This window comes from Dietzia sp. IBK-p2-16D, assembly GCF_057773085.1.
This window is the reverse complement of record NZ_JBYMTL010000002.1, coordinates 57702-79569: the sequence shown is the minus strand read 5'-3', so window position 1 is coordinate 79569 and position 21868 is coordinate 57702. Positions and strand designations below refer to the sequence as shown.

At 68.1% G+C, this 21868-nt stretch carries 20 protein-coding genes; 7 read left to right on the top strand and 13 right to left on the bottom strand.

Annotated elements, in window-relative coordinates; translation table 11 throughout:
- Positions 1-92 precede the first annotated feature (92 nt).
- Positions 93-1283, top strand: a complete 1191-nt coding sequence (locus tag AC3DE3_RS04700; protein ID WP_260486141.1) for an N-acetylmuramoyl-L-alanine amidase — start codon at positions 93-95, stop codon at positions 1281-1283.
- On the opposite strand, the gene AC3DE3_RS04695 is transcribed toward AC3DE3_RS04700, so the two are convergent.
- The 9 genes from AC3DE3_RS04695 to rpmH all read right to left on the bottom strand — a co-directional run bounded on the left by AC3DE3_RS04695 (position 1271) and on the right by rpmH (position 7703).
- On the bottom strand, positions 1271-1972 hold the full coding sequence (locus AC3DE3_RS04695) for a hypothetical protein (RefSeq protein WP_260486142.1): 702 nt from the start codon (positions 1970-1972) through the stop codon (positions 1271-1273). The genes AC3DE3_RS04700 and AC3DE3_RS04695 overlap by 13 nt on opposite strands.
- A complete protein-coding gene (locus AC3DE3_RS04690) occupies positions 1969-3087 on the bottom strand; it encodes a ParB/RepB/Spo0J family partition protein (protein WP_488369152.1) in 1119 nt (372 codons plus the stop codon). Before AC3DE3_RS04690 ends, AC3DE3_RS04695 begins: the two co-directional genes overlap by 4 nt.
- Positions 3084-4028: a ParA family protein gene (locus tag AC3DE3_RS04685; protein WP_488369151.1), complete on the bottom strand. Its 945-nt coding sequence runs from the start codon at positions 4026-4028 to the stop codon at positions 3084-3086. The genes AC3DE3_RS04690 and AC3DE3_RS04685 overlap by 4 nt, the downstream gene beginning before the upstream one ends.
- A 101-nt stretch (positions 4029-4129) precedes the next feature.
- Positions 4130-4912, bottom strand: a complete 783-nt coding sequence (gene rsmG / locus AC3DE3_RS04680; protein WP_488369150.1) for a 16S rRNA (guanine(527)-N(7))-methyltransferase RsmG — start codon at positions 4910-4912, stop codon at positions 4130-4132.
- 139 nt (positions 4913-5051) lie between these two features.
- Positions 5052-5540 carry a Jag family protein gene (locus tag AC3DE3_RS04675; RefSeq protein ID WP_488369148.1) on the bottom strand — a complete coding sequence of 163 codons (489 nt, stop codon included), beginning with the start codon at positions 5538-5540 and terminating at the stop codon, positions 5052-5054.
- Positions 5541-5669: 129 nt separating this feature from the next.
- Positions 5670-6860 carry a membrane protein insertase YidC gene (gene yidC, locus AC3DE3_RS04670; protein ID WP_260486146.1) on the bottom strand — a complete coding sequence of 397 codons (1191 nt, stop codon included), beginning with the start codon at positions 6858-6860 and terminating at the stop codon, positions 5670-5672.
- A 16-nt stretch (positions 6861-6876) separates the two neighbouring features.
- A complete protein-coding gene (gene yidD / locus AC3DE3_RS04665) occupies positions 6877-7182 on the bottom strand; it encodes a membrane protein insertion efficiency factor YidD (RefSeq protein WP_260486147.1) in 306 nt (101 codons plus the stop codon).
- Positions 7179-7541, bottom strand: a complete 363-nt coding sequence (gene rnpA, locus AC3DE3_RS04660) for a ribonuclease P protein component (protein WP_260486148.1) — start codon at positions 7539-7541, stop codon at positions 7179-7181. The genes yidD and rnpA overlap by 4 nt, the downstream gene beginning before the upstream one ends.
- A gap of 18 nt (positions 7542-7559) precedes the next feature.
- The gene (gene rpmH, locus AC3DE3_RS04655) at positions 7560-7703 is read right to left on the bottom strand and encodes a 50S ribosomal protein L34 (RefSeq protein WP_007629603.1); all 144 of its coding nucleotides are present in this window, start codon (positions 7701-7703) and stop codon (positions 7560-7562) included.
- Positions 7704-8233: 530 nt separating this feature from the next.
- Between rpmH and dnaA the strand changes: the two genes are divergently transcribed.
- The 5 genes from dnaA (at position 8234) to gyrB (ending at position 15768) form a co-directional block, all read left to right on the top strand.
- Positions 8234-9742 (top strand): chromosomal replication initiator protein DnaA, encoded by a 1509-nt coding sequence (dnaA, locus tag AC3DE3_RS04650; RefSeq protein WP_396118712.1) that lies wholly within the window; start codon positions 8234-8236, stop codon positions 9740-9742.
- Positions 9743-10499: 757 nt separating this feature from the next.
- On the top strand, positions 10500-11675 hold the full coding sequence (gene dnaN, locus AC3DE3_RS04645) for a DNA polymerase III subunit beta (protein ID WP_488369147.1): 1176 nt from the start codon (positions 10500-10502) through the stop codon (positions 11673-11675).
- 25 nt (positions 11676-11700) lie between these two features.
- Entirely contained in the window at positions 11701-13002 is a 1302-nt protein-coding gene (recF, locus tag AC3DE3_RS04640; RefSeq protein WP_260486150.1) for a DNA replication/repair protein RecF, read from the top strand.
- Positions 12999-13553 carry a DciA family protein gene (locus AC3DE3_RS04635; protein WP_488369146.1) on the top strand — a complete coding sequence of 185 codons (555 nt, stop codon included), beginning with the start codon at positions 12999-13001 and terminating at the stop codon, positions 13551-13553. The genes recF and AC3DE3_RS04635 overlap by 4 nt, the downstream gene beginning before the upstream one ends.
- An 85-nt stretch (positions 13554-13638) precedes the next feature.
- Positions 13639-15768, top strand: coding sequence for a DNA topoisomerase (ATP-hydrolyzing) subunit B (gyrB, locus tag AC3DE3_RS04630; RefSeq protein WP_260486152.1), 2130 nt, complete (start codon positions 13639-13641; stop codon positions 15766-15768).
- Positions 15769-15862: 94 nt separating this feature from the next.
- Here the strand turns inward: gyrB and AC3DE3_RS04625 are convergent, their stop codons facing one another.
- Positions 15863-17194 carry a lipase family protein gene (locus AC3DE3_RS04625; RefSeq protein ID WP_260486153.1) on the bottom strand — a complete coding sequence of 444 codons (1332 nt, stop codon included), beginning with the start codon at positions 17192-17194 and terminating at the stop codon, positions 15863-15865.
- Positions 17195-17334: 140 nt separating this feature from the next.
- Here AC3DE3_RS04625 and AC3DE3_RS04620 point away from each other — a divergent pair, with 140 nt between their 5' ends.
- Entirely contained in the window at positions 17335-18261 is a 927-nt protein-coding gene (locus tag AC3DE3_RS04620) for an endo alpha-1,4 polygalactosaminidase (protein ID WP_260486154.1), read from the top strand.
- Here AC3DE3_RS04620 and AC3DE3_RS04615 read toward each other — a convergent pair.
- From AC3DE3_RS04615 to pelF, 3 genes are read right to left on the bottom strand one after another with little or no spacing between them, the layout of a single operon-like run.
- Positions 18245-18967, bottom strand: a complete 723-nt coding sequence (locus AC3DE3_RS04615) for a spherulation-specific family 4 protein (RefSeq protein ID WP_260486155.1) — start codon at positions 18965-18967, stop codon at positions 18245-18247. The genes AC3DE3_RS04620 and AC3DE3_RS04615 overlap by 17 nt on opposite strands.
- Positions 18964-20352, bottom strand: coding sequence for a hypothetical protein (locus AC3DE3_RS04610; protein ID WP_488369145.1), 1389 nt, complete (start codon positions 20350-20352; stop codon positions 18964-18966). Before AC3DE3_RS04610 ends, AC3DE3_RS04615 begins: the two co-directional genes overlap by 4 nt.
- Positions 20349-21866 (bottom strand): GT4 family glycosyltransferase PelF, encoded by a 1518-nt coding sequence (gene pelF, locus AC3DE3_RS04605; protein ID WP_260486157.1) that lies wholly within the window; start codon positions 21864-21866, stop codon positions 20349-20351. The genes AC3DE3_RS04610 and pelF overlap by 4 nt, the downstream gene beginning before the upstream one ends.
- Between the last annotated feature and the right edge of the window lie 2 nt (positions 21867-21868).

Here is a 21868-nt window from a genome sequence, read left to right as displayed (position 1 = left end):
GGGCCCCTGTGCCCGGCACGGATCGGGCGTGTCCGAGGGCGAGACGGTAAGTTCATCCGGGTACCCATCACGAGGAGAGCGGGAGGAGACCCATGGCGTGGAGGCGTGGTGACCGTGGGCCAGAGGTGGCCGCGATCAGGGCCACCCTCGCGGGCATGGGTCTGTTGCACAACATCGAGTCGGTCGGGGTCACCGAGCCCGAGACCGGGTCGGTCCTGGCGCGCACCGACGCCGTCTTCGACGCCGACCTGGAGACGGCCGTTCTGGCCTTCCAGCAGGCCCGTGGGCTGATCTCCGACGGAATCGTTGGTTCGGCCACGCAGGCGGCTCTCGACGACGCCAGCCATGTCCTGGGCACCCGGGATCTGAGTTACATCGTCTCCAAGCCGATGGCCGGGGACGATATCGCCCAGCTGCAGCGTCGGCTGGGCGAACTCGGGTTCTACGCCGGCCTCGTGGACGGGACCTTCGGGCCCCTGACCCACGCCGCGGTCACCGACTTCCAACGCGACTGCGCCCTGCCGGCGGACGGCGTGGTGGGCGCGGACACCCTCGACACCCTCAGCCGCTTCTCCACCCTGTTCAAGGGCGGCGATGTCGCCTCACTCGTCGAGAAGGAGCGCGCCCGCACCTCCGGGCCGATGCTCGCCGGCAAGCGGATCGTCCTCGATCCCGGCCCCAGCGGCTCGGAGAATCCCATCCGGATCGACACCCCGTACGGGACGATCACCGACGCCGAGCTCCTCTGGGACATCACGCGGCGGCTCTCCGAGCGGATGAACCAGGCCGGCGTCGAGGTCTTCCTCTCCAGGCCCGAGGCGATGATCCCGACCGATCCCGAGCGCGCGGAGATCGCCAACGCCTTCAACGCCGACCTCATCCTCTCGCTCCGCCTGGACCGTCACCCCAACCCGGTGGGCAACGGGGTCGCCACGTTCTACTTCGGCAACTCACTCGGTGCCGAGTCCATGCTCGGTGAGGCCCTGTCCGGCTTCATCCAGCGAGAGATCGTCAGCCGCACCACTCTGCGTGATTGCCGGACCCATGGCCGCAGCTGGCCGCTCCTGCGGATGACCCGCATGCCCTCGGTGCAGATCTTCCTGGGTTACGCCTACAACCCAGAGGACCTCGCGATCCTCGGGGATCGCGATGCCCAGGACACCATCATCGATTCGATCCTGGTGGGTGTGAAGCGGCTCTATCTTCTCGACGAGGACGATCACCCCACCGGGTCGATGTCCGTCGACGACCTCATCGACTACGAGCAGCGTCAGCGCGACTGACCCCGGTGGCGCGCCGCCACACGGTGTCCCTGAACACCTGCCCGTGCCGACGCTCCCGACAGCACACCCAGCCGCCGCGTAGCGAATCCGTGTTCCGCGAAGAGCTGATCGAGAGCGCGCTCCACGTCCGCCTTCCACAGGTGCTCGCTCTCGATATCCAGACGGAGGCGAGGGTGTGTCTCGTGGGGAGCGACCACTGTGAACCCGTGCTCCACCAGAAAGCTCATGGGCGCCACGCAGGAGTCGGCGCCGCACCCGTCACGTGACGTAACCGGCCCGGGGTCCTCGGACGTGATCCCAAACGCCTCGATCGCCTTGATTCCGCGGCTCCGCACGTTGACGACGACGGCATCGAGCAACGAGGTCAGGATCCCGGCGGGTGCTCCGTGTTCCACGCTCATCCCCGCCAGCAACACTGCATCCGCTCCGACGGGTGAGGTCGGGAAACACATCGCCCTCGGCACCATGCCCGGGGGGGCATAGAACGCGGCCGCGGTCGACCTGTCACCATAGGTGGCGAGCTGGCCGCAGACACCCCACTCCAAGGACACGTGCGAAATCCACGCCTCCTTCTCGAACTCGGGATCACCGGGGGAGTGGTCACCGTCGGTCTGCCAGTACACACAACGACGGGCCTGTGGACCCAGATCATCCACCGCCGTCAGGTCCAACGATCGAATGGAGATCATCGCGGAGATCCGGTCGACCCGCCCTCGAGTAGCGCGAGCACCCGTGCCAGATCGTCCGCGTCCCCCACATCGATCGTGATGCGACCCTTGCGTCGGCCCATGGTCACCGACACCGATGTCTCGAAGCGGTCGGATAGTCGACCCGCCACCGCCTCCAGCTCAGGGTTACGCTGGCGTCCCCGCGGTGTAGGCGCGGGCTTCCCCGTGTCATCCCCGGGTTCCCGGTTCGCCAGGGTGACGAGTTCCTCGGTTGCTCGTACCGAGAGCCCCTCCGCGACGATCCGTGCCGCCAACTCGTCCTGCGCGGACGCACCGGCCTCCAGCCCCAGGAGAGCCCGGGCGTGCCCTGCGGACAACACACCTGCGGCGACCCGGCGCTGGACCGCCGTCGGGAGCTGGAGCAGGCGGATGCTGTTGGTGATGGCGGGCCGGGACCGCCCGATGCGCGTCGCCAGCTCCGACTGGGTCACGTCGAACTCCTCGAGCAACTGCTGGTACGCAGCGGCTTCTTCCAGTGGGTTGAGCTGAACTCGATGGATGTTCTCGAGTAGCGCGTCTCGCAGCAGATCCTCGTCGTCGGTCTGCCGAACGATCGCCGGGATCGTCTCGAGCTCGGCCCGCTGACTCGCCCGCCAGCGGCGCTCACCCATGATGAGCTGATACCGGCCGCCCGGCACTTCACGGACGACGATCGGCTGGAGCAAACCGAACTCTTTGACGGAGTGCGCGAGTTCCGCCAACGCCTCTTCGTCGAAGTAGGTTCGCGGCTGCTTTGGATTGGGCTCGATCTCGCCGGGGGAGATCTCCCGGTAGACAGCCCCCGGGTCGACGAGCTCGGCGGTTTCACGTGAAACATCGGAGTCATGAACGCCCGCGGACGCCGTGGTCCCGGCGTCGGAGACTACGTGGTCGGCCCCGCGTACGCCCGACGCGGCCGGACGACCACCACCCGCCGCACCGGCGCGGGGTCGTGGAGGGGTCGTACGGGGGCCACCATTACGCGGTCCGAGGATGACGTCCGCTGCGTCGCTCCCCAGACGCGGACCCTCATCGGGACCGGTGGGGATGAGAGCTGCGAGCCCTCGGCCGAGTCCACCCTTGCGCTGCTGACTCATCGGTTCTCCTCCGGGCGCTCGACGCCCTCAGCTTCTCGCGAAACGGTCGACGAGACCAGGCGATCCGGTCCGACGGGTCCACCACGGGCATTGATCTCACGGGCGGCGTCGAGGTACGCCAGAGCACCTCGTGAGCCGGCGTCGTACTGCAGGATCGTCATTCCGAAGCCGGGGGCCTCTGACACCTTCACGCTGCGCGGGATGACCGTCCGCAACACGGTCTCACCGAAGTGCGTGCGGACCTCACCGGCCACCTGCTCGGCGAGCTTGGTCCGACCGTCGTACATGGTGAGCATGATGGTCGAGATCTCCAGCTCCGTGTTCAGGTGCTGCTGGATCAGCTCCACATTGCGGAGGAGCTGGCCCACGCCCTCGAGAGCGTAGTACTCGCACTGGATGGGAATGAGCACTTCCCGGGCCGCGACCATTGCGTTGACGGTGAGAAGTCCGAGCGAGGGCGGGCAGTCGAGAAAAACGTAGTCGATGCCGAGTGACTGCAGGTCCTCCGGAAGAAGGACCTCCGCCAGGCGCCGCTCCCGCTGCGGCAGACCAACCAGTTCGATCTCCGAACCGGCCAGATCGATGGTCGCAGGAACGCAGAAGAGACGTTCGGCGTGCGGACTCTTCTGCATCAACTCGTCCACGGACGCCTCCCACATCAGGAGGTCGTAGCTCGAGGGTGTTCCCTCCCTGTGGTCCACACCCAACGCAGTGCTCGCGTTGCCCTGGGGGTCCATGTCGATCACGAGAACGCCCAGCCCGCCGAGCGCGAGAGCTGCCGCGAGATTGACGGTGGACGTAGTCTTCCCCACGCCACCCTTCTGGTTGGCGATGGTGATGATCCGAGGCGAGCCGGGGCGGGGGAGAGCCGGGGCTGACCCATGGAGCACCTCGTTCGCCTGCCGTGCGGCTGCGAAAATCGGGGTCTCGTCTTCGGACATCCGTCACCTTTCGGGTTCCATCGAAGCGCGGCGCGCTACCGCCGATCCGATGTCATTGTTTCACGTGAAACCGACATCGAGCGCCGGCCCGTCGGGCCTGATCAACTCCGGCGACCGCGTCCTCGCGATCGGGAGCCACGGCCACCCATCCTAGTCGCCAGGGTGCCGATAACCAGCCTCGTAGGTTCCGCATCGGGGGCGGCGACCGTCTCCACGCGGACATCCTCGAAACCCAGCTTGCGTAGAGCGGCCCGGTCCCGGTCCACCTCCTCGAGCGCCGATTCACCCTTGAGGGCGACCATGCGTCCGCCCACCCGCAACAGCGGAGCAGACCAGCCTGCGAGTTTCGCCAAGGGCGCCACTGCGCGCGAGGTCACGACATCCGCCTCACCGGCCTCGGCGATCACCGACTTCTCCTCTGCACGCCCACGGATGACGCGGACATCGATCCCGAGGTGATCGATGATCTCCTCAAGGAAGGTCGCCCGTCGGAGCAGCGGCTCGACAAGAGTGATCGACAGATCCGGGCGGGCGAGGGCGAGCGGGATTCCGGGTAGCCCCGCCCCGCTTCCGATATCCACCACCGACTCCGAGCGTTCCAACTGGGATGCGGCGGCTGCACTGTTGAGGACGTGACGATCCCACAGACGCGGGCGTTCGCGGGGGCCCATCAGCCCGCGCTCGAGAGCTGCGGACCCGAGAAAATCGACATAGCGAATTGCCAGCGCGAGACGGTCTCCGAAGACATCGGCAGCAGCCACGGGAGTGGGCGGCATCACGGTCGGGTCGACATCGCCATCAGCGCGGTTGCCGTCCTCGCCGAGCGCACCCGCTGAGCCGTCGCTGTCACGTGACGCTTCGTGGTCCGTGTGTCCGTTCATCATGTCGCTGCCTCCTCGCGGCCAATTGTCGCCGCGGTTTCACGTGAAACACGGGCGTGAATCACACCCGTGTCATTACTCCTGCGGACACGGATCAGGGGTGCGAACCGTCCGGTTCACACCCCTGTCTCGTGCCCGGCCCTCACTCCGGCAGCACGACCACCCGCCGGTTCGGCTCGACCCCGGTCGAGTCCGAGGTCACGCCCGCGATCTCGGCGATCGCGTCATGAATGATCTTCCGCTCGAACGGCGTCATGGGCTCGAGTTCCTCCGGCTCCCCGGACTCGAGGACGCGCTGCGCGGCCACGCGCCCCGAGTCCGTCAACGCCTCGCGTTTGGCTTCCCGCCACCCAGCGATGTCGAGCATCAGCCGACTCCGGTCACCCAGCTCTTGCTGCACAGCCAGGCGAGTCAGTTCCTGGATCGCGTCGAGGACGGCCCCGTCCGACCCGACCAGTGTGTCCAGATCATCGCCGCCCACGATGCTCACCACCGCCCGATCGCCCTCCACGTCCAGGTCGATGTCCCCGTCGAAGTCGAGGATGTCGAGAAGCTGCTCCAGATAGTCACCTGCAACCTCGCCCTCCTCGACCAATCGTTCCTCGGACACCTCGATGTTCCTCTTGGACATGGACCCGCCTCCGTCGTGACCGCCGATCGCCGCCCCCCGGAGAGGGCGGCGAATAACTACCCCAAGTATGGGACAAGGTCCCCGACACCGGAGCATCGGGGACCTTGTCCATCGCGTTTCCCAATCGGGTCAGCGCTTCTTTTTCTTCTTCTTGTTCTGGGGACGCGAACCCGACCCCTTCTGGGCCGGCCTGGTCCGCTGACCACCGGGGGCCTGAGGTCGCTGACCCGGACGCGGGGCGGAACCCGGGGCGTCCGCCGGACCGGACCCGCGGCCGTGAACCTCGCCGTCGTCGACCGTCGCGGTACCGACCTCCGCCGTCGGACCCGACACTCCGGCAGTACCCGATGCAGACGGCCGGCTCTTCTTCGAGTTGCTGGGCTTCACGCCCACCCGGGGAGCCAGCGCCTTCTGCTCTTCACGACGCTGCAGGGCGGCGGCATCGTCCTCCTTGGCCATCTTCTCGTACAGGAAGTACTGCTGCCCGAGGGTCCAGAGGTTGTTGGTGACCATGTACACCAGGATCGCCATGGGCCAGAACGCACCGGTGACCAGGATGCCGATGGGGAAGGCCCACAGCATCAGCTGGTTCATGATCTTGGCCTGGGGGTTGGCCGCGGCCTCCGGCGACTGCCGCGAGAGCGAGATGCGAGCGTTGAAATGCGTGGTGACCGCCGAGACGATCATCAACGGGATGGCGACGAGGATGATGTTCCACCGCGCGAAGTCCAGCATGGCGCCGGGCTCGACGAATGCCTGGAACTGCTCGACCGGCTGCGAGATGAAGGACGACAGCGGTGCTCCGAACAGACGGGCATCGAGGAAACTCTGAACCTCGTCCGCGCTGAACACGTAGTTGCCCGTGTTGCGGGTCTCTTCCGCCGTCATCCCCAGTGCACCGAACTGCGAACCCATCCGGTTGAACGACCGGAGCACGTGGAACAGACCGAGGAACACCGGGATCTGGATCAGCATCGGCAGACAGCCCAGCAGGGGATTGAACCCCTCCTGCTTCTGGAGCTTCCGGGTCTCCACGGCGAGCTTCTCGCGGTCGTTCTTGTACCGCTTCTGCAGCTCCTTCATCTTGGGCTGCATCTCCTGCATCTTGCGGGAGAAACGGATCTGTTTGGCGGCCGGCCAGAACAGCAGCGCTCGCAGGGTGAAGACGAGGAAGATGACCGACAGTGCCCAGATGACACCGTTGGAGTCGGGTGCCTCGACCCAGGGGAGCAGTCCGCCGACGAAGGCGAAGATCTTGTGCCAGAACCAGAGAATCCCCGAGATCGGGTAATAGACCAGAGGGTTGGTGATGAACGACATGGGTGTGGAGTCCTAGCTACGTTCGAGAATTGTCGGAGTGCTCGTCATGCTCGTCATGCTCGTCACAAGGCGGATCAGGCGCCCGGGGCCGGGGTACCGGATCCCAGCCACCCGGGGTCCACGGACCGCAGCGCAGCACGCGCCACACCGACAGCCAGGTGCCGTACCAGGCACCGTGGACGCGGACCGCCTCGACGGCGTAACTACTGCACGTGGGTTCGAACCGGCAGCTCGGCGGGGTCCACGGGGAGATCCCCTTCTGGTAGAAGTCGAGCATCCACAACAGGACCCGCGCGAGGGGGCCCGGCCGCCCGGAGCTCACGACGAGCCCCTGGCGCGGGCGGCCGCGGCGGCCAGCCCGGCGCGCATATCCCGCACGAGGTCGTCGTGCGTGGCACCGGCCGACGCGGGGTTGGCGCGGATGACGACCATGAGGTCGTCCCCGGCCTCCTCCACGAGGTCGGCCGCGATATGACGAAGCCGCCGGCTGACGCGGTGACGAGTCACCGAGTCCCCGACGGCTTTGCTCACGACCAGCCCGAAACGCGGACCGCCCACGCGGACATCCGAGGAGTCCACGTGGGCGTGTACGACCATGGTGCGGCGGCCCTTCCTGGCACCCTTGCGCACCACCGTCGCGAAGTCAGCGGAACGGTGGAGCCGGTGCGTCCTGGGGAGCACCCGCCACCCCGGCCGGAATCAGGCCGTCAGCGACGCGCGGCCCTTACGCCGGCGAGCGCCGACGATGCCGCGACCGGCGCGGGTGCGCATGCGCAGACGGAAGCCGTGCACCTTGGCACGACGACGGTTGTTCGGCTGGAAGGTCCGCTTGCCCTTGGCCATGGTTGGCTCCTCACGTGAAGTCGGCGCCGTGACCGGCGCCCGATCGAGTTCGAGACGTCGTCGAATCACCGGAGACGGCGGCACCACGACGCGCCGAGCGCCCACGGGCGCACGACAGACTTTTCAAGATTACGCGCCCGGAGCGTCACCCACCAAACCGTGTAATCCCACTCGTCTCACTGATACCAGTTTGCTGGCCAGAACGACACGCCTACGGCCGCGATGCTTGACATCCGGCCTCCAGTCACTCTTGAGGGTTGCCCCGTTGATCGTCGTGTTGTTACCGTCGTTCCTCAAGCGAGCCCCACGAGGGCTGGAATAACCTAGATTCTTCACAACACTCCCGGCCCTCCCACTGAAGCCCTCCCCGTGTACAGACGGGAGGGGTCTGTCTTCCCACAGCTGTGGACAACCATGTGGATACCTCAGTGGACCTGGGTCGGAGCCTGTGGATAGAGTGTGGCTCCGGCACCGCCGGCCACCCGGACCACCGGCGACGCCCGACACACGACGAGAGGAGACCGCCCACCGTGTCTCCAGAACTCGAACACGTGTGGAGTGCCGTCCTCGACAGACTGACCGATCCGGAACTGGCCAGTGACGACAACCCGGCCCTGTCCCGCCAACAGCAGGCGTGGCTCCGGCTCGTCCAACCGATCGCCGTGGTCAACGGGTTCGCGATGCTCGCCGCTCCGTCGGCGTTCGCCCGCGACAACATCGAGTCCGTCCTACGCGGACCCATCACCCGTGCCCTGAGTTCCCAGCTCGGCGAGCCCATCGACCTGGCCGTCAAGGTCGACACGTCACTCGCCGGGGGACAACCTCCGACGGACGACGACTCCGGCCAACCCGAGATCACCGCGGACGACATCCACGGACCGGGCGACGAGGACGAACATCCGCCGGCGACCACCCGCCCACGGCGGATGACCGAGGAGCAGATCGCCGCCGAGCGTCTCCTGCACGGCAGCGACCGCGACGAGGCGTTGTCGGCCGCGACCGCGCCCGGTCTCAACGAGCGCTACACGTTCAGCGCCTTCGTCCAGGGAAACTCCAACCGGTTCGCCCGGGCCGCGGCGCTCGCGGTCGCCGAGGCCCCGGCCCGTGCGTACAACCCGCTGTTCATCTGGGGCGAGTCGGGACTGGGCAAAACCCACCTGCTCCACGCGATCGGGCACTACTCCCTGCGGATGTACTCCGAACAGAAGGTCAAGTACGTCTCGACCGAGGAGTTCACCAACGACTTCATCAACTCCGTCCGTGACGGCCGCCAGAACATGTTCAAGAAGCGGTACCGCGAGGCGGACATCCTCCTGGTGGACGACATCCAGTTCCTCATCGGCAAGGAACAGGTGCAGGAGGAGTTCTTCCACACCTTCAACACGATCCACAACGCGCAGAAGCAGATCGTGATCTCGTCCGACCGGCCGCCCAAACAGCTCCAACCGCTCGAGGATCGCCTGCGCACCCGCTTCGAATGGGGTCTGATCACCGACATCCAGCCCCCCGAGCTGGAGACCCGGATCGCCATCATCGACAAGAAGGCGAAGTCCGAGAACTACGTGGTGCCGAGGGACGTCCTCGAACTCATCGCCACCCGCGTGCAGCGCAACATCCGGGAGCTCGAGGGTGCACTCATCCGGGTCGTGGCGTTCGCCTCCCTCAACGGCCACGAGATCGACGTGCCTCTCGCCGAGGTCGTCCTCCGTGACGTGGTGTCCGACGACGACTCCCTGCAGATCTCGGCGGCGACCATCATGGCGGTGACCGCGGAGTTCTTCTCCACGAGCATCGACGAACTGTGTGGCACCTCCAAGACCCGGTCACTGTCGCGCGCCCGGCAGATCGCCATGTACCTGTGCCGCGAGCTCACCGACCTGTCGCTTCCCAAGATCGGCGTCACCTTCGGCGGCAAGGATCACACGACGGTCATGTACGCCCAGCGCAAGATCCTCAAGGAGATCAAGGACGACCGGCGCACGTACGACCAGATCCAGGAGCTCACTGCCCGGATCAAGGAGCGTTCGCGGTCCCTCTGAGCTGCGCAGCAAGCCTCAGCGTGGCCGCACGACCTGCGCCGCATCCCCTTCGCGTGCCGTCTCGGACGAGCACGACCCATCACCCGACGGCGTCCTCACCCCGGGGTGCGATGAACCCGGGCCGCCGCAGATGCCCGTAGAGGCCCCTGGGCGTCCGCCTACCGTCTCCGGCGTCGCGACCCGACCGGATACACGCCCCGATTCGACCGGAAGTTCTCGCGCGGCAGGGGAAAATGTGTCCACGCCGGGCCCTCCGGGCTCGATTCGACAGCCGCTGCCGGGTCGTTGCTCGCGCCCCGGTGCGCGGTGTCCCACCATTCCGCGACCCCGCGCACACCCTTTGTCACACCCTTCACAGCTGTGGACAACCCTGTGGAGTCTTGTGGACCAACGGTGGACAAGGGGTGGACCAAGACTTGTGATTCCACCGGGACCCGCAACCAAATCACAAGATCGCACTCATCCGTGCACATGGCGAAATCGGCTCAGACCTGTGATTACAGGCCTCGGCTCACAATTTCACAGGACCTACTACTACTTCTTATCTCTCTAGAGAGTTCTTGTTAGAAGTAGGGATGTGGAGCGGCGAGCCTCCTTGACCGGGTTACAGGAGTCCGTGTGTCCGCTGTCGGTCCGAGCGGTTACTCTCATGGAGATGCTTCGCCCCGGTGGCAGGAAGCACGCGGCACAGCCCTGAACCGACCAATCGTCCAGATACCGACAGCCGGTATCCGCCCCCGCCTGAAAGAGGTCATCGATGGAGATCACGGATCCGACGTTCCGCGTCACCCGCGAGGACTTCGCGGATTCCGTGGCCTGGGTGGCACGCACGCTGCCGTCACGTCCGTCGGTGCCGATCCTCGGCGGGGTGTTGCTCGAGGCCGATTCGGGTCTGACGATCTCGGGTTTCGACTACGAGACGTCGGCGCAGGTGTCGGTGCCGGCCGAGGTGTCCGAGCCCGGGAGCACTCTGGTCTCCGGTCGGCTCCTGGCGGACATCGCCCGTGCGCTGCCGGATCGTCCGGTCGAGGTGGTCGTCACCGCCCAGAAGATGTACATCTCCTGCGGTTCCGCGAAGTTCACGCTCCCGACCATGCCGGTCGAGGACTATCCCCAGCTGCCCGCGATGCCCGAGGTCACCGGCTCCGCCGAGGTGGACGCGTTCTCCGAGGCCGTGTCCCAGGTAGTCGTGGCCGCCGGCAAGGACGACACGCTGCCGATGTTGACCGGCATCCGGATGGAGATCGAGGGAACCCGGGTCACGCTCATCGCCACCGACCGGTTCCGTCTGGCCATCCGCGAATTCGACTGGGAGCCGGCCCGTGACGATGTCGCGGTCGAGGTGCTCATTCCGGCCAAGGCACTGTCCGAGGTCACCCGGTCGGCCGGCCATGGTGGACGCGTGGATCTGAGCCTGGGGGCCGGATCCGATGTGGGCGCCGAGGGCATCCTGGGCGTGCTGGTGTCCGGTCAGCGCACCACCACCCGTCTCCTCGACGCGGAGTTCCCCAAGGTCCGTCAGCTGTTGCCGCCGCAGCACACCTCGCTCGCGATCGTCGAGGTGGACTCGCTCGTCCAGGCGATCAAGCGAGTGGCGTTGGTCGCGGACCGTGGCGTGCAGGTCCGGATGGCGTTCTCGGACGGTGAGCTCGCACTGTCGGCTGGCGGTGACGACGCCGCCCAGGCCAACGAGACCCTCCCGGTGGACTTCGTCGGCGAGCCGCTGACCATCGCGTTCAACCCCGGTTACCTGCTGGACGGTCTCGGCAGCGTCCACGCTGCGCGCGTCGCCTTCGGGTTCACCCAGCCCAGCCGCCCGGCCGTGCTCCGACCCGCACCCGAGAGCCTGCCCGAGCCCGGCGCGGACGGCACGATCGCTCCGGTGGACTCCGACCACACCTACCTGCTCATGCCCGTGCGCCTGCCGGGCTGAGACCGCGCCCCGGGACCGATCCGGTATGCACCTGCGCCACCTCCGGCTTCTGGATTTCCGCTCCTGGCCCCTTCTCGAGCTGGAACTCGACCCCGGGGTCACGACCCTCGTCGGGCGCAACGGGCACGGGAAGACCAACGTGCTCGAGGCGATCGGGGTACTCGCCAGTCTCAGGTCCCACCGGGTCGCGTCCGACGCGCCGATGATCAGGACCGGCGCCACGACCGCGCTGGTCGGTGCACTCGCGCACAACGCGGGGCGTGAGCTGACCGTCGAACTCGCCCTCAACTCCGGCAAGGCCAACCGGGCGCGGCTCAACACCTCGCCCACGCGGCGACTGTCCGACATTCTCGGAGTGGTCCAGTCCGTCCTGTTCGCCCCCGAGGACCTGGCCCTGGTCCGTGGCGAGCCGGCCGAACGTCGCCGGCTCCTCGACGAGCTCATGATCCAGCGTCGCCCCGCCCTCGGCGGAGACCTCTCCGAGTACTCCTCGGTGCTGCGTCAACGGACCGCACTGCTCAGGTCGGCATCCGGCGCGCTGCGGCGTGGACGGGTCGAGGACTCCGCCGCGGTCCTGGACACCCTCGACGTGTGGGACGGACGGTTGGCCGAACTCGGGGCACGACTGGTCTCCGGGCGGATCGATCTCCTCCATCGGTTGCGGCCCCTCGTCGTCGACGCCTACCGGGGCCTCGCCCCCGAGTCCCGCCCGGCCGATCTCACCTACCGGTTCCGCGTCGCCGACGCGCCCGACGAGTCGGAGCTGAGCGATCCCGAGCTCGTCGAGGCGGTGTTGCTCGCGGAACTCGGCCGCCGCCGACGCGACGAGATCGACCGCGGGATGTCGCTCGTCGGACCTCACCGCGACGACCTCGTCCTGAGCCTCGGCGACGAGCCCGCGAAGGGGTTCGCCAGTCACGGTGAGACGTGGTCGTTCGCCCTCGCGCTGCGTCTCGGGTCGCTCGAACTCTTCCGTTCCGACGGGGTCGAACCGGTGCTACTGCTGGACGACGTGTTCGCCGAACTCGACCGGCACCGCCGCGCGGCACTGGCGGGTGTCGCGGCCGGGGTCGAGCAGGTCCTCATCACCGCCGCGGTGGGCGAGGACGTCCCGGATTCGTTGCGCGGCGTCCGTCATGACGTCGTGATGACGGGCGACGGGAGCGATCGTCACTCGGCGATGACGGTGTCACGACGCCGGGACGACGGCGTGGAGGGTGCCCGGCACGCCGGGGGGGACGACGCCGCGGGCGTCGGCGGGGATGATGGCGGGAGTGATGGCGACGACGACGAGAACACCATTACCGGAAGCAGGGCAACACCGTGACGGACCGAACCGGCAAGGATCCCGTAACACCGTCTGACCCGCCACAACGGGGTTATGACATCGCCAAGCAGGCTCTGGAGGAGGCGCGGGCGCGGGCGCGTGCGGAAGGCAAACAGGTCGGCCGCGGTAGGACCGGGCCGGTGGGGGCGGGCAGGCGACTGCGCAAGCGCGGATGGACCGGTCCGGGCGCCGACCCGTGGGATCCGCAGCCCCTCGGAAAGCTCGTCGGCCAGGTCGCCAAGAAGCGGGGCTGGGACGACAAGGTCACCACCGGACGGTTGTTCGCGGAGTGGGACCGGATCGTCGGCGAGGATGTCTCGGCCCACGCCACCCCGGAGCGGCTCGAGGAGGGGATCCTCTACGTCCGGGCGTCGAGCACCGCCTGGGCCACGCAGCTGCGGCTGATAGCGGCCGACATCCTCCGCAAGATCGCCGCCGCCATGGGCCCCGGACTCGTCCGGCGAATCAAGGTGGAGGGTCCCGAGAAACCGAGTTGGCGCAAGGGGCCCCTGCACGTGTCCGGCCGGGGGCCCCGCGACACGTACGGGTGAGCATCGGGCGTGCCCCCGGGCCGTGGGACGGTTACCGCAGGTAGACTGGGCTGGTCCAGACCCCCGAGACGCGAGGAGTTCGCACGTGGCGGACGCCAAGAGCAAGGCCAACAACGACGGGCCCAAGGAATACGGTGCGTCGTCGATCACCGTCCTCGAAGGGCTCGAGGCCGTCCGGATGCGGCCGGGTATGTACATCGGCTCCACCGGGCCACGCGGACTGCACCACCTGATCTGGGAGGTCGTCGACAACTCCATCGACGAGGCGATGGCGGGTCACGCGACCGGTGTCAAGGTCACCTTGCTGGAGGACGGCGGCGTCGAGGTCATCGACGACGGTCGAGGCATCCCCGTCGAGATGCACGAGCAGGGCATGCCCACCGTCCAGGTCGTGATGACCCAGCTGCACGCGGGCGGCAAGTTCGACTCGGACTCCTATGCGGTCTCCGGTGGTCTGCACGGTGTCGGCATCTCCGTGGTCAACGCCCTGTCCACCCGGGTCGAGGTCCAGATCAAGCGCGACGGGCGCCTGTGGAAGCAGGACTTCGACATGGCGGTCCCGGCCGAGCTGGTCGACGCCGGCCCCGCCGAGGGCACCGGGACCAGGGTCCGGTTCTGGGCGGATCCGACGATCTTCGAGAGCACCGAGTACGAGTTCGACGTCGTCGCACGCCGCCTGCAGGAGATGGCGTTCCTCAACAAGGGACTCACCATCACTCTGACGGACCGGCGGCCGCGTGCCGAGAAGGCCGCCGAGCTGGACGCGATAGCCGACAGCGAGGGCGGTGGCGCGGAGACGGCGCCCGGATCGGACGAGGGTTCGGATCTGGCGCACGCCGTGGACGCCGAGCAGGTCTTCGTGGAGGGCGCGCAGGACACCGACGCCGTCGAGGCCGCCCCCGTGGAGCCGCAGAAGGTCCGCGAGCGTAAGCGCACCTTCCACTACCCGGACGGTCTGAAGGACTACGTCACCGCGATCAACAAGTCCAAGACGTCGATTCACCCGACGATCCTGTACTTCGAGGGCAAGGGCACCGGCCACGAGGTCGAGGTCGCGATGCAGTGGAACTCCGGTTACTCGGAGTCCGTCCACACGTTCGCCAACACGATCAACACCCACGAGGGCGGCACCCACGAGGAGGGTTTCCGCGCCGCGTTGACCTCACTGGTCAACAAGTACGCGCGCGAGAAGAAGCTCATCAAGGAAAAGGACCCCAACCTCACGGGTGACGACATCCGGGAGGGCCTGGCGGCCGTGCTGTCCGCCAAGATCTCGGATCCGCAGTTCGAGGGACAGACCAAGACCAAGCTCGGCAACACCGAGGTCAAGGGCTTCGTCCAACGTCAGGTGTCCGAGCACGTGGGGCACTGGTTCGAGGCCAACCCCGCCGAGGCGAAGGTCATCATCAACAAGGCGATCGCCTCGAGCCAGGCGCGGGTCGCAGCCCGCAAGGCCCGCGAGATGGTCCGCCGCAAGTCGGCCACCGACATCGGTGGCCTGCCCGGCAAGCTCGCCGACTGCCGGTCCAAGGACCCGGCGAAGTCCGAGCTCTACATCGTGGAGGGCGACTCCGCCGGTGGCTCGGCGAAATCCGGCCGGGACTCGATGTTCCAGGCGATCCTGCCGCTGCGCGGAAAGATCATCAACGTCGAGAAGTCGCGTATCGACAAGGTCCTCAAGAACGCCGAGGTCCAGGCCATCATCACGGCGCTAGGTACCGGCATCCACGAGGAATTCGACATCGACAAGCTCCGCTACCACAAGATCGTGTTGATGGCCGACGCCGACGTCGACGGTCAGCACATCTCGACGTTGCTCCTCACCCTCATCTTCCGGTTCATGAAGCCGTTGGTGGAGAACGGGTACGTCTACCTGGCGCAGCCGCCGCTGTACAAGCTCAAGTGGGGCAAGGGCGAGCCGGACTTCGCCTACTCGGACCGGGAGCGGGACGAGCTGCTCAAGCTCGGCCTGGAGAACAAGCGCAAGATCAACGTCGACGACGGCATCCAGCGCTACAAGGGACTCGGGGAGATGAACCCCAAGGAGCTGTGGGAGACCACGATGGACCCGTCGGTCCGTACCCTCCGGCAGGTCACCCTCGAGGACGCTGCCGCGGCCGATGAACTGTTCTCGATCCTCATGGGTGAGGACGTGGATGCGCGCCGCAACTTCATCACCCGCAACGCGCGCGACGTGAGGTTCCTCGACGTCTGAGGCCGGTGTCGAACACTCACGCGAGAAAGGGGGGCGTCCGCCGTGGTCGGCGGACGCCCCCCTTCTTCTGTGCCCGGTTCGTGCGGCGAGGGTTCTAGAGTGCCCCGCAGTCGTTCGGGGCCGGCAACCCGGCGAGTCGGTCGCGCAGGTACTGCACGGCGGGGGCGAAGTTGGTCACCGCCGCCGCGGCGTGGGTGATGCCCGGGACCAGTGGCGTGGTCTCGTAGCGGAAATGCACGTCGACGCCCTGAGCGCACCAGTCGCGCCCCAGCTGCTGGACCTGACCGAGCGGGATGATGTCGTCGTTGATCCCGCCGGCGATCATCACGGGCACGGTGGGGGTCCGGTTGCCGATCCGCTGGTGATCGAGCACGCGCAGCGCACCGGGCTCGTCGCGGATCAGTTCACCGAGGTTCCGCCCGGAGTTGGTCCACTCGGAGGTGGCGCGCCCGCCGTAGGCGGCCCGGGTGTCGGCGAGACAGAGCCCGGACAGATCGTCGAGAGCGCGTCGACCCGCGGGACTGACGTGCTCCTCGACCACCTCGCGGACCGCCGGGTACCGCTCGGCCATCCCGTTGATGGCGAAGCCGATCGCTCCGGTGAGACTCGACCCGTCGATGTGATCGAGCACCGCCAGCAGATCCGCCGGGGGAGCGGAGGCGTACGCCGCGCGGAGGTCGAGTTCGGGGGCGTACTCCGGGGCGAGCTCGGCTGCCGCGGCCGAGGCTCCGCCGCCCTGGGAGTGACCCCAGAGGACCAGCGGGGAGTCGTGTCCGATGAGGTTCTGCGCGGCCCGGGCACCGTCGAGCATCGCGTGGGCCTGCTCGACCCGGTCGGCGTAGGTGTGGATTCCCGGTGTGCCAAGGCCGATGTAGTCGATGACCATGACGCGGAATCCCTGGGCTGCCAGCGCGATCGCGAAGCCCTCCTCGTACGAGACGATCGGCGCGCCGGACCGGGGGTTGGCGCCCACCCCGGATTCCACGGTGCGCGACGGCGCGCAGGGGTCGCCCTGACCCTGGGTGCCCGGACCGAGGATCATTGTCGGGCGCGGACCGGGTCCGGACCACGGGGCGGTCGAGTCGTAGAACGCACCGGAGGTCGCGACGGGCTGTTGATCGACGTCGACGGTCCGGTAGATCACACGCCGGGCGACGGCCGGCAACGGAGACGGTAGGGCCGGGAGGCCCGGAACCGAGATCGCCAGCGGTAGGCCCGCCGGCTCGGTGCGGAGGAGGTCCCCGGCAGCGCCCTGTGTCGGAAGGGCGCGTGTGTCGTGGAAACCGCCGGGCAGGTCGAAGGTGTCCGTCGGGTTCTCCGTGGCCGCGGCCGTGGTGGCCGTCGACGACATCCCGACGGTCAGTGTCACGGCGGCGGCGAGAGAGGCGAGGACCCGGCGACGGATCGTGGTCGTGGGGTGGCTCATGCCCCGCATACTAGAACGTGTTCTCCGCGACCGGGGTCGGCTCGGTCCGGGTCGGTTCGGTCGGCCGTGGCCTGGGCTCATCGGCGATTGGTAGTCGATTCACAGGTGCTGGACGGTCGGGGTGGTGACATGATCGGTAGGTGCCCCTCACCCTCACCGTCCTCGGTCGCGCGGCCGTCGTCCTCTCGTGCTCTGCGGCGATCGTGCTGACCGGGTGTGGAACCGAGGTGCTGGGTCAGGGATCGCTCGGTGACGGGGGGGATCGGGGGGTCGGCCTGCCCGCCGCCGGGACGGAGCCCTCGGCCCTACCTTCGGTTGACGGGATCGAGCCGCCTCCGGCGCGCGCGGTGGTCGACTACCAGATCGGGGGCACCTACCCTCCGGCCTCCGATGTCGGGGTGGTGACCCGCGACCGTTCGGAGCAACCGCCCGACGGTGTCTACGCGATCTGCTATCTCAACGCCTTCCAGGCACAGTCCCACGAGAGGCCCGTCTGGGTCGAGCGACACCCGGACCTGCTCCTGGGATCGCCTGTCGGAGGCGTGGTCGAGGACGAGGATTGGGGCGAACCCCTCCTGGACATCTCGACCGGGGACAAGAGGTCCCGGTTGGTGGAGATCGTCGACGAGTGGATGGCGGACTGCGCGGAGCGTGGATACCGGGCGATCGAGCCCGACAACCTCGACTCGTGGACACGGTCTTCGGGCCTGCTGACCAGGGGCGACGCGGTGGAGTACGCCCGCCTGCTCGTCGAGCGTGCACATGCCCGCGGTCTCGCAATCGGACAGAAGAACGCCGCCGAACTGACTGACGCGGAGCTCCGCACCATCGGATTCGACTTCGCGGTCGCCGAGGAGTGCCAGCGCTACTCCTGGGGGCGCCTGACGGAGTGTGACCGCTACCTCGCGGCCTACGGAGACCGGGTGATCGAGATCGAGTACACCGACGCCGGCTCCGGGCCGTTCGATTCCGCCTGCCGCGCTCGTGGGAGTCGCATCTCGATCCTCCTCCGGGATCGGGACGTCGTCCCGAGGGGCGAGCCCGGCTATGTCAGCCGGAGTTGCTGATCGTCGGGTGGTCGGCGTTGAGGAATTCGACGGATCCCCACGGATGCGGCAGGCCGTCCGCGGCGAGCCCGACGTATCCCGCTCCGAGTTCGACCGACCTCGCGACGGCGTCACCCCTGCGCTCGGAAGGGCACTCGTAGATGAGGTGCCAGATCTTCGCGGGGTCGATGTCCGGCAACGGTGTCGCGGGTGAGGTCAGGTGGGTCTCGAGGTCGGTCTCCCGCACGCAGATGACGTCGAGCACTCGGAGGACCCGCGGGTGTGGGATCGTGCCCGGGTTGCCGGCGAGTGTGACCACACCGTCGCCGCGAAGTGTGGTCACCAGGCCGGTGAACTCGATGAGGGCGTCGACGTCCGCCCGGCCGTCCGGTCCGACGCCCGAGACGACCTGGTCGAGGAACACCGAGGTGATGCCGTATCGATCACGCCATTTCCGCGCCTCCGCGCGGACCTCGTGCGGGGTCCGCCGTCCGTAGTCGGTGTCGACGTATCCGAGGATGGTCGCGTGTCCCCCGGTCCCGCGGGTCCCGCCGGGGCCGTAGGCGCGGAGGGCCTCGGCGAAGACCGGATCGAGTACCCGGCCCGGGCCGGAGTCGACGTTGACGACGACGAGGTCCGCAGCCCCCGGACGGAGGACCTGTTCCCAGAGTTCGGAGTCGACCACGGGATGGATGTAGAGGGGGACCGCGGCTCGTGGGGTGTTCACCAGCTGTGGGGGTGGAGCGCGGCCGTGACGGCGTGGTACACCGCGAGTAGGCAGGCTCCGCACAGCATGGCGACGCCGACCGGGACCGGGAGGCCGAACCTGAGGGTGGCGAAGCCTATGCAGGCCAACGCGGAGATCCACACCGCCTCCGCGACGCGTCCGGCTCTGAGCACGATCGCCGAGCCGAATGCGAACACGGCGAACACCGGCGCGACCACCACCAACACGACGACGTCCGGAACGAGTCCCGATGCCGGATCCTCCGCGATCCCGAGGATCCGGTCCACAATCCAGGTCGCCGACACCGCCGCTATCGCGATCGCCGCCAGGTAGATCAGTGTTCTCACGAGAACCCCGTTGAGGACGGAGCGCCAGCGGCCGGAGCGGTAGGACAGAGATTTCAGTCTGATCCCCAGGTCCTCGATCGCCGGATCGCACAGTGCGGCGGCGAGGATGACGGCGATGGACAGGGGGATGCGGTCGTCGGAATCCGCGAGGTTGAGCGCCATCAGTAGCGCGCTCGACATGAGAATCGCCTGACTGGCGCCATCGAACGCGGCTCGCGCATCGTCTCGCGACGGCAGGGCCGGTGGGTCGATCGTCGTGGCTCGATAGGTGCGGGCGGCGAGGAGGGCACCACCGACGGATAGGACGCCGAGGGCGATGACCGGCACCAGGGTGGCGCCGGTGACCGAGGCCGTCACCGCAACGACCGCGCACCCGCCGGCGAGGGCGGTGAGCAACCGCAGACCGCCGAGCACGGACACGATCGTCAGCGATGCGGCGTAGAGGGTCCACGCCGAGCACAGAGCCGCCGTGGGGAGCACCGGAGCATTGCCGACGACGGCTGTCCCCGCGGTGACGGCGCCGACGAGAGGGACCGCCACGAGGAGGGCGATGCCGACCGAGATCCGCGCAGCCCCCGGAAGGTCGCCCAGGCCCGCCCTTCGCCACGTGACGAATCCGAGGAGCTGTCCGAGGATCCACCCGGCGAGACCAGTGGCGACGATCGCGAGCGACAGATCCGGCCCCGTTCCCACCGCCGCGGGAGCACAGAGCGCCATGACCACGGCGCCTGCCAGGAGTAGAACTGCTCTGATCCAGCCCTTTCGGTGGGCCCGCGGCCGGATGCTCACGGCCCCGGATGATCCGGGGGCGAGGGTCGGGAGTGTGCGGGCGTACTCGTAGACGTCCCGGGCCCCGTGACGTCGCGCCAGCGCGTCCCCGAAACCGGAGGCCTCGAGGTGCGCGGCGACGTCGAACCGGTCGACCGCGCGACCGACCAGGTCGTGGTGGGCGTCGAGCGGGACGGCGGCGACCACCAGCGGCCTCGACGGCAACGGTGACCGCGCGGCGACGCCGAGAGTCGCGAACGATTCGCTCATGACGCCACACCCGCCACGTAGTCGAGCGTGTCACCGGTGTACCGGGCTCCGTGGAGATCGATGGCGATCTCGTACCACCCACGGAAGGCGTCGATGCAGTGGTCCAGTGCGAACGACTGCAGGGAGTGCTCGCGCGCTCGTCGGCCGGTCTCTTCTCGAAGCCGGTCGTCGCGCAGGAAGCGCAGGCATTCCCGTGCGAAGGCGTCCGGGTCACGGGGCGGGACGAGGCCGCCGAGTCGTCCGTCGGTACCGACGGCCTCGGACACCCCGCCGACGTCGGTGTTCACGGTGACCCGGCCGCACATCATGGCCTCGATCGTCGTGAAGGGCAGGCCCTCGGACACCGAGGACAGTGCGACGATGTTTCCCGCTTCGACCGCGGGCCGTGGGCCAGCGGTGGGCCCTTCCCAGGTGACCCCGTCTGCGATTCCCAGGTCCTCGACGGTCGCCTCGATCTCCTGCTTGTACCGGGCGTTGCCGGCGGGGCAGGGTCCGAAGATCCGGAGGCGCGTCTCCGGCATGTCCTTCCTGACGACGGCGTAGGCGCGCACGAGGGTGTCCAGGTCCTTGAGGGGGTCGATGCGTCCCACGAAACTGATCGTCGGGACCGTCGGCTCGGGGCCGACGGGCGTCATGGCCGCGGTGTCCACCCCGTTCCGGACGGTGTGGATCCGATCCGGATCCGCACCGAGCCGAACCGCCCATCGCGCGTTGAAGTCGCTGACCGGCAGGAGCAGATCCGCCTCGCTGTAGGCGAGCACGCAGATGGCGCGAAGCGCGGTGCACACGGCGTAGCGCGCGGACCACCCCAACGGGGTCCCCGCCAGGGCGAGATAGCGTTCCCGCAGGTAGACACCGTGCTCGGTGAGGATCAGCGGCACCCCGTCCCGCCACTTGCGTGCGAGTCCGACCAGGGCCGCACTGCCGTTGGAGGACGCGTGGACGACGTCCACCTCGCCGAACCTGACGTCGGTGGCGCTCAGCGCGCGGTCGACGAGGGTGGCGGCCTCGACCGCATCACCCACGCTCAGTCGGGCCGACCGGTCCAGCGCGGGGGAGTGGGCCCACCACGCGTCGAGCAGGGCCTCGGCCGAGCTCTCCGTACCCAGGAGCCGGAAGAGATCGCCCCGTCCGGCGTCGACGAGCTCACGCAGAGCCGCCGACAGCCGGGCGGGATCGTGGCGGACGGTTCCATCGGCGACGGAGATCGTTCCCGCGGGGGGAAGGATCGCCGCCCACATCTCCCGGAGGGCGGACCTGACGCGGGCCCGCCGGCGCCGGCTCAGGAGCTGACCCTCCGGGAGTCCGGCCCGGACCGGGGCCCACAACGGGTGCAGGGTCGTCGACCGGACCTGGGTCGGGAGGTCCCAGGTGATCGGGGTGCGAATCCCCCCGGTGAGGGTGACGACATCCCACGTGTGGTCCGGCATCCCCCTCACCAGCTGGTCACACCAGGTGCTCACGCCCCCGGTGTTGACCGGGTAGGTGCCTTCGTTGATCAGTGCGATTCGCATGT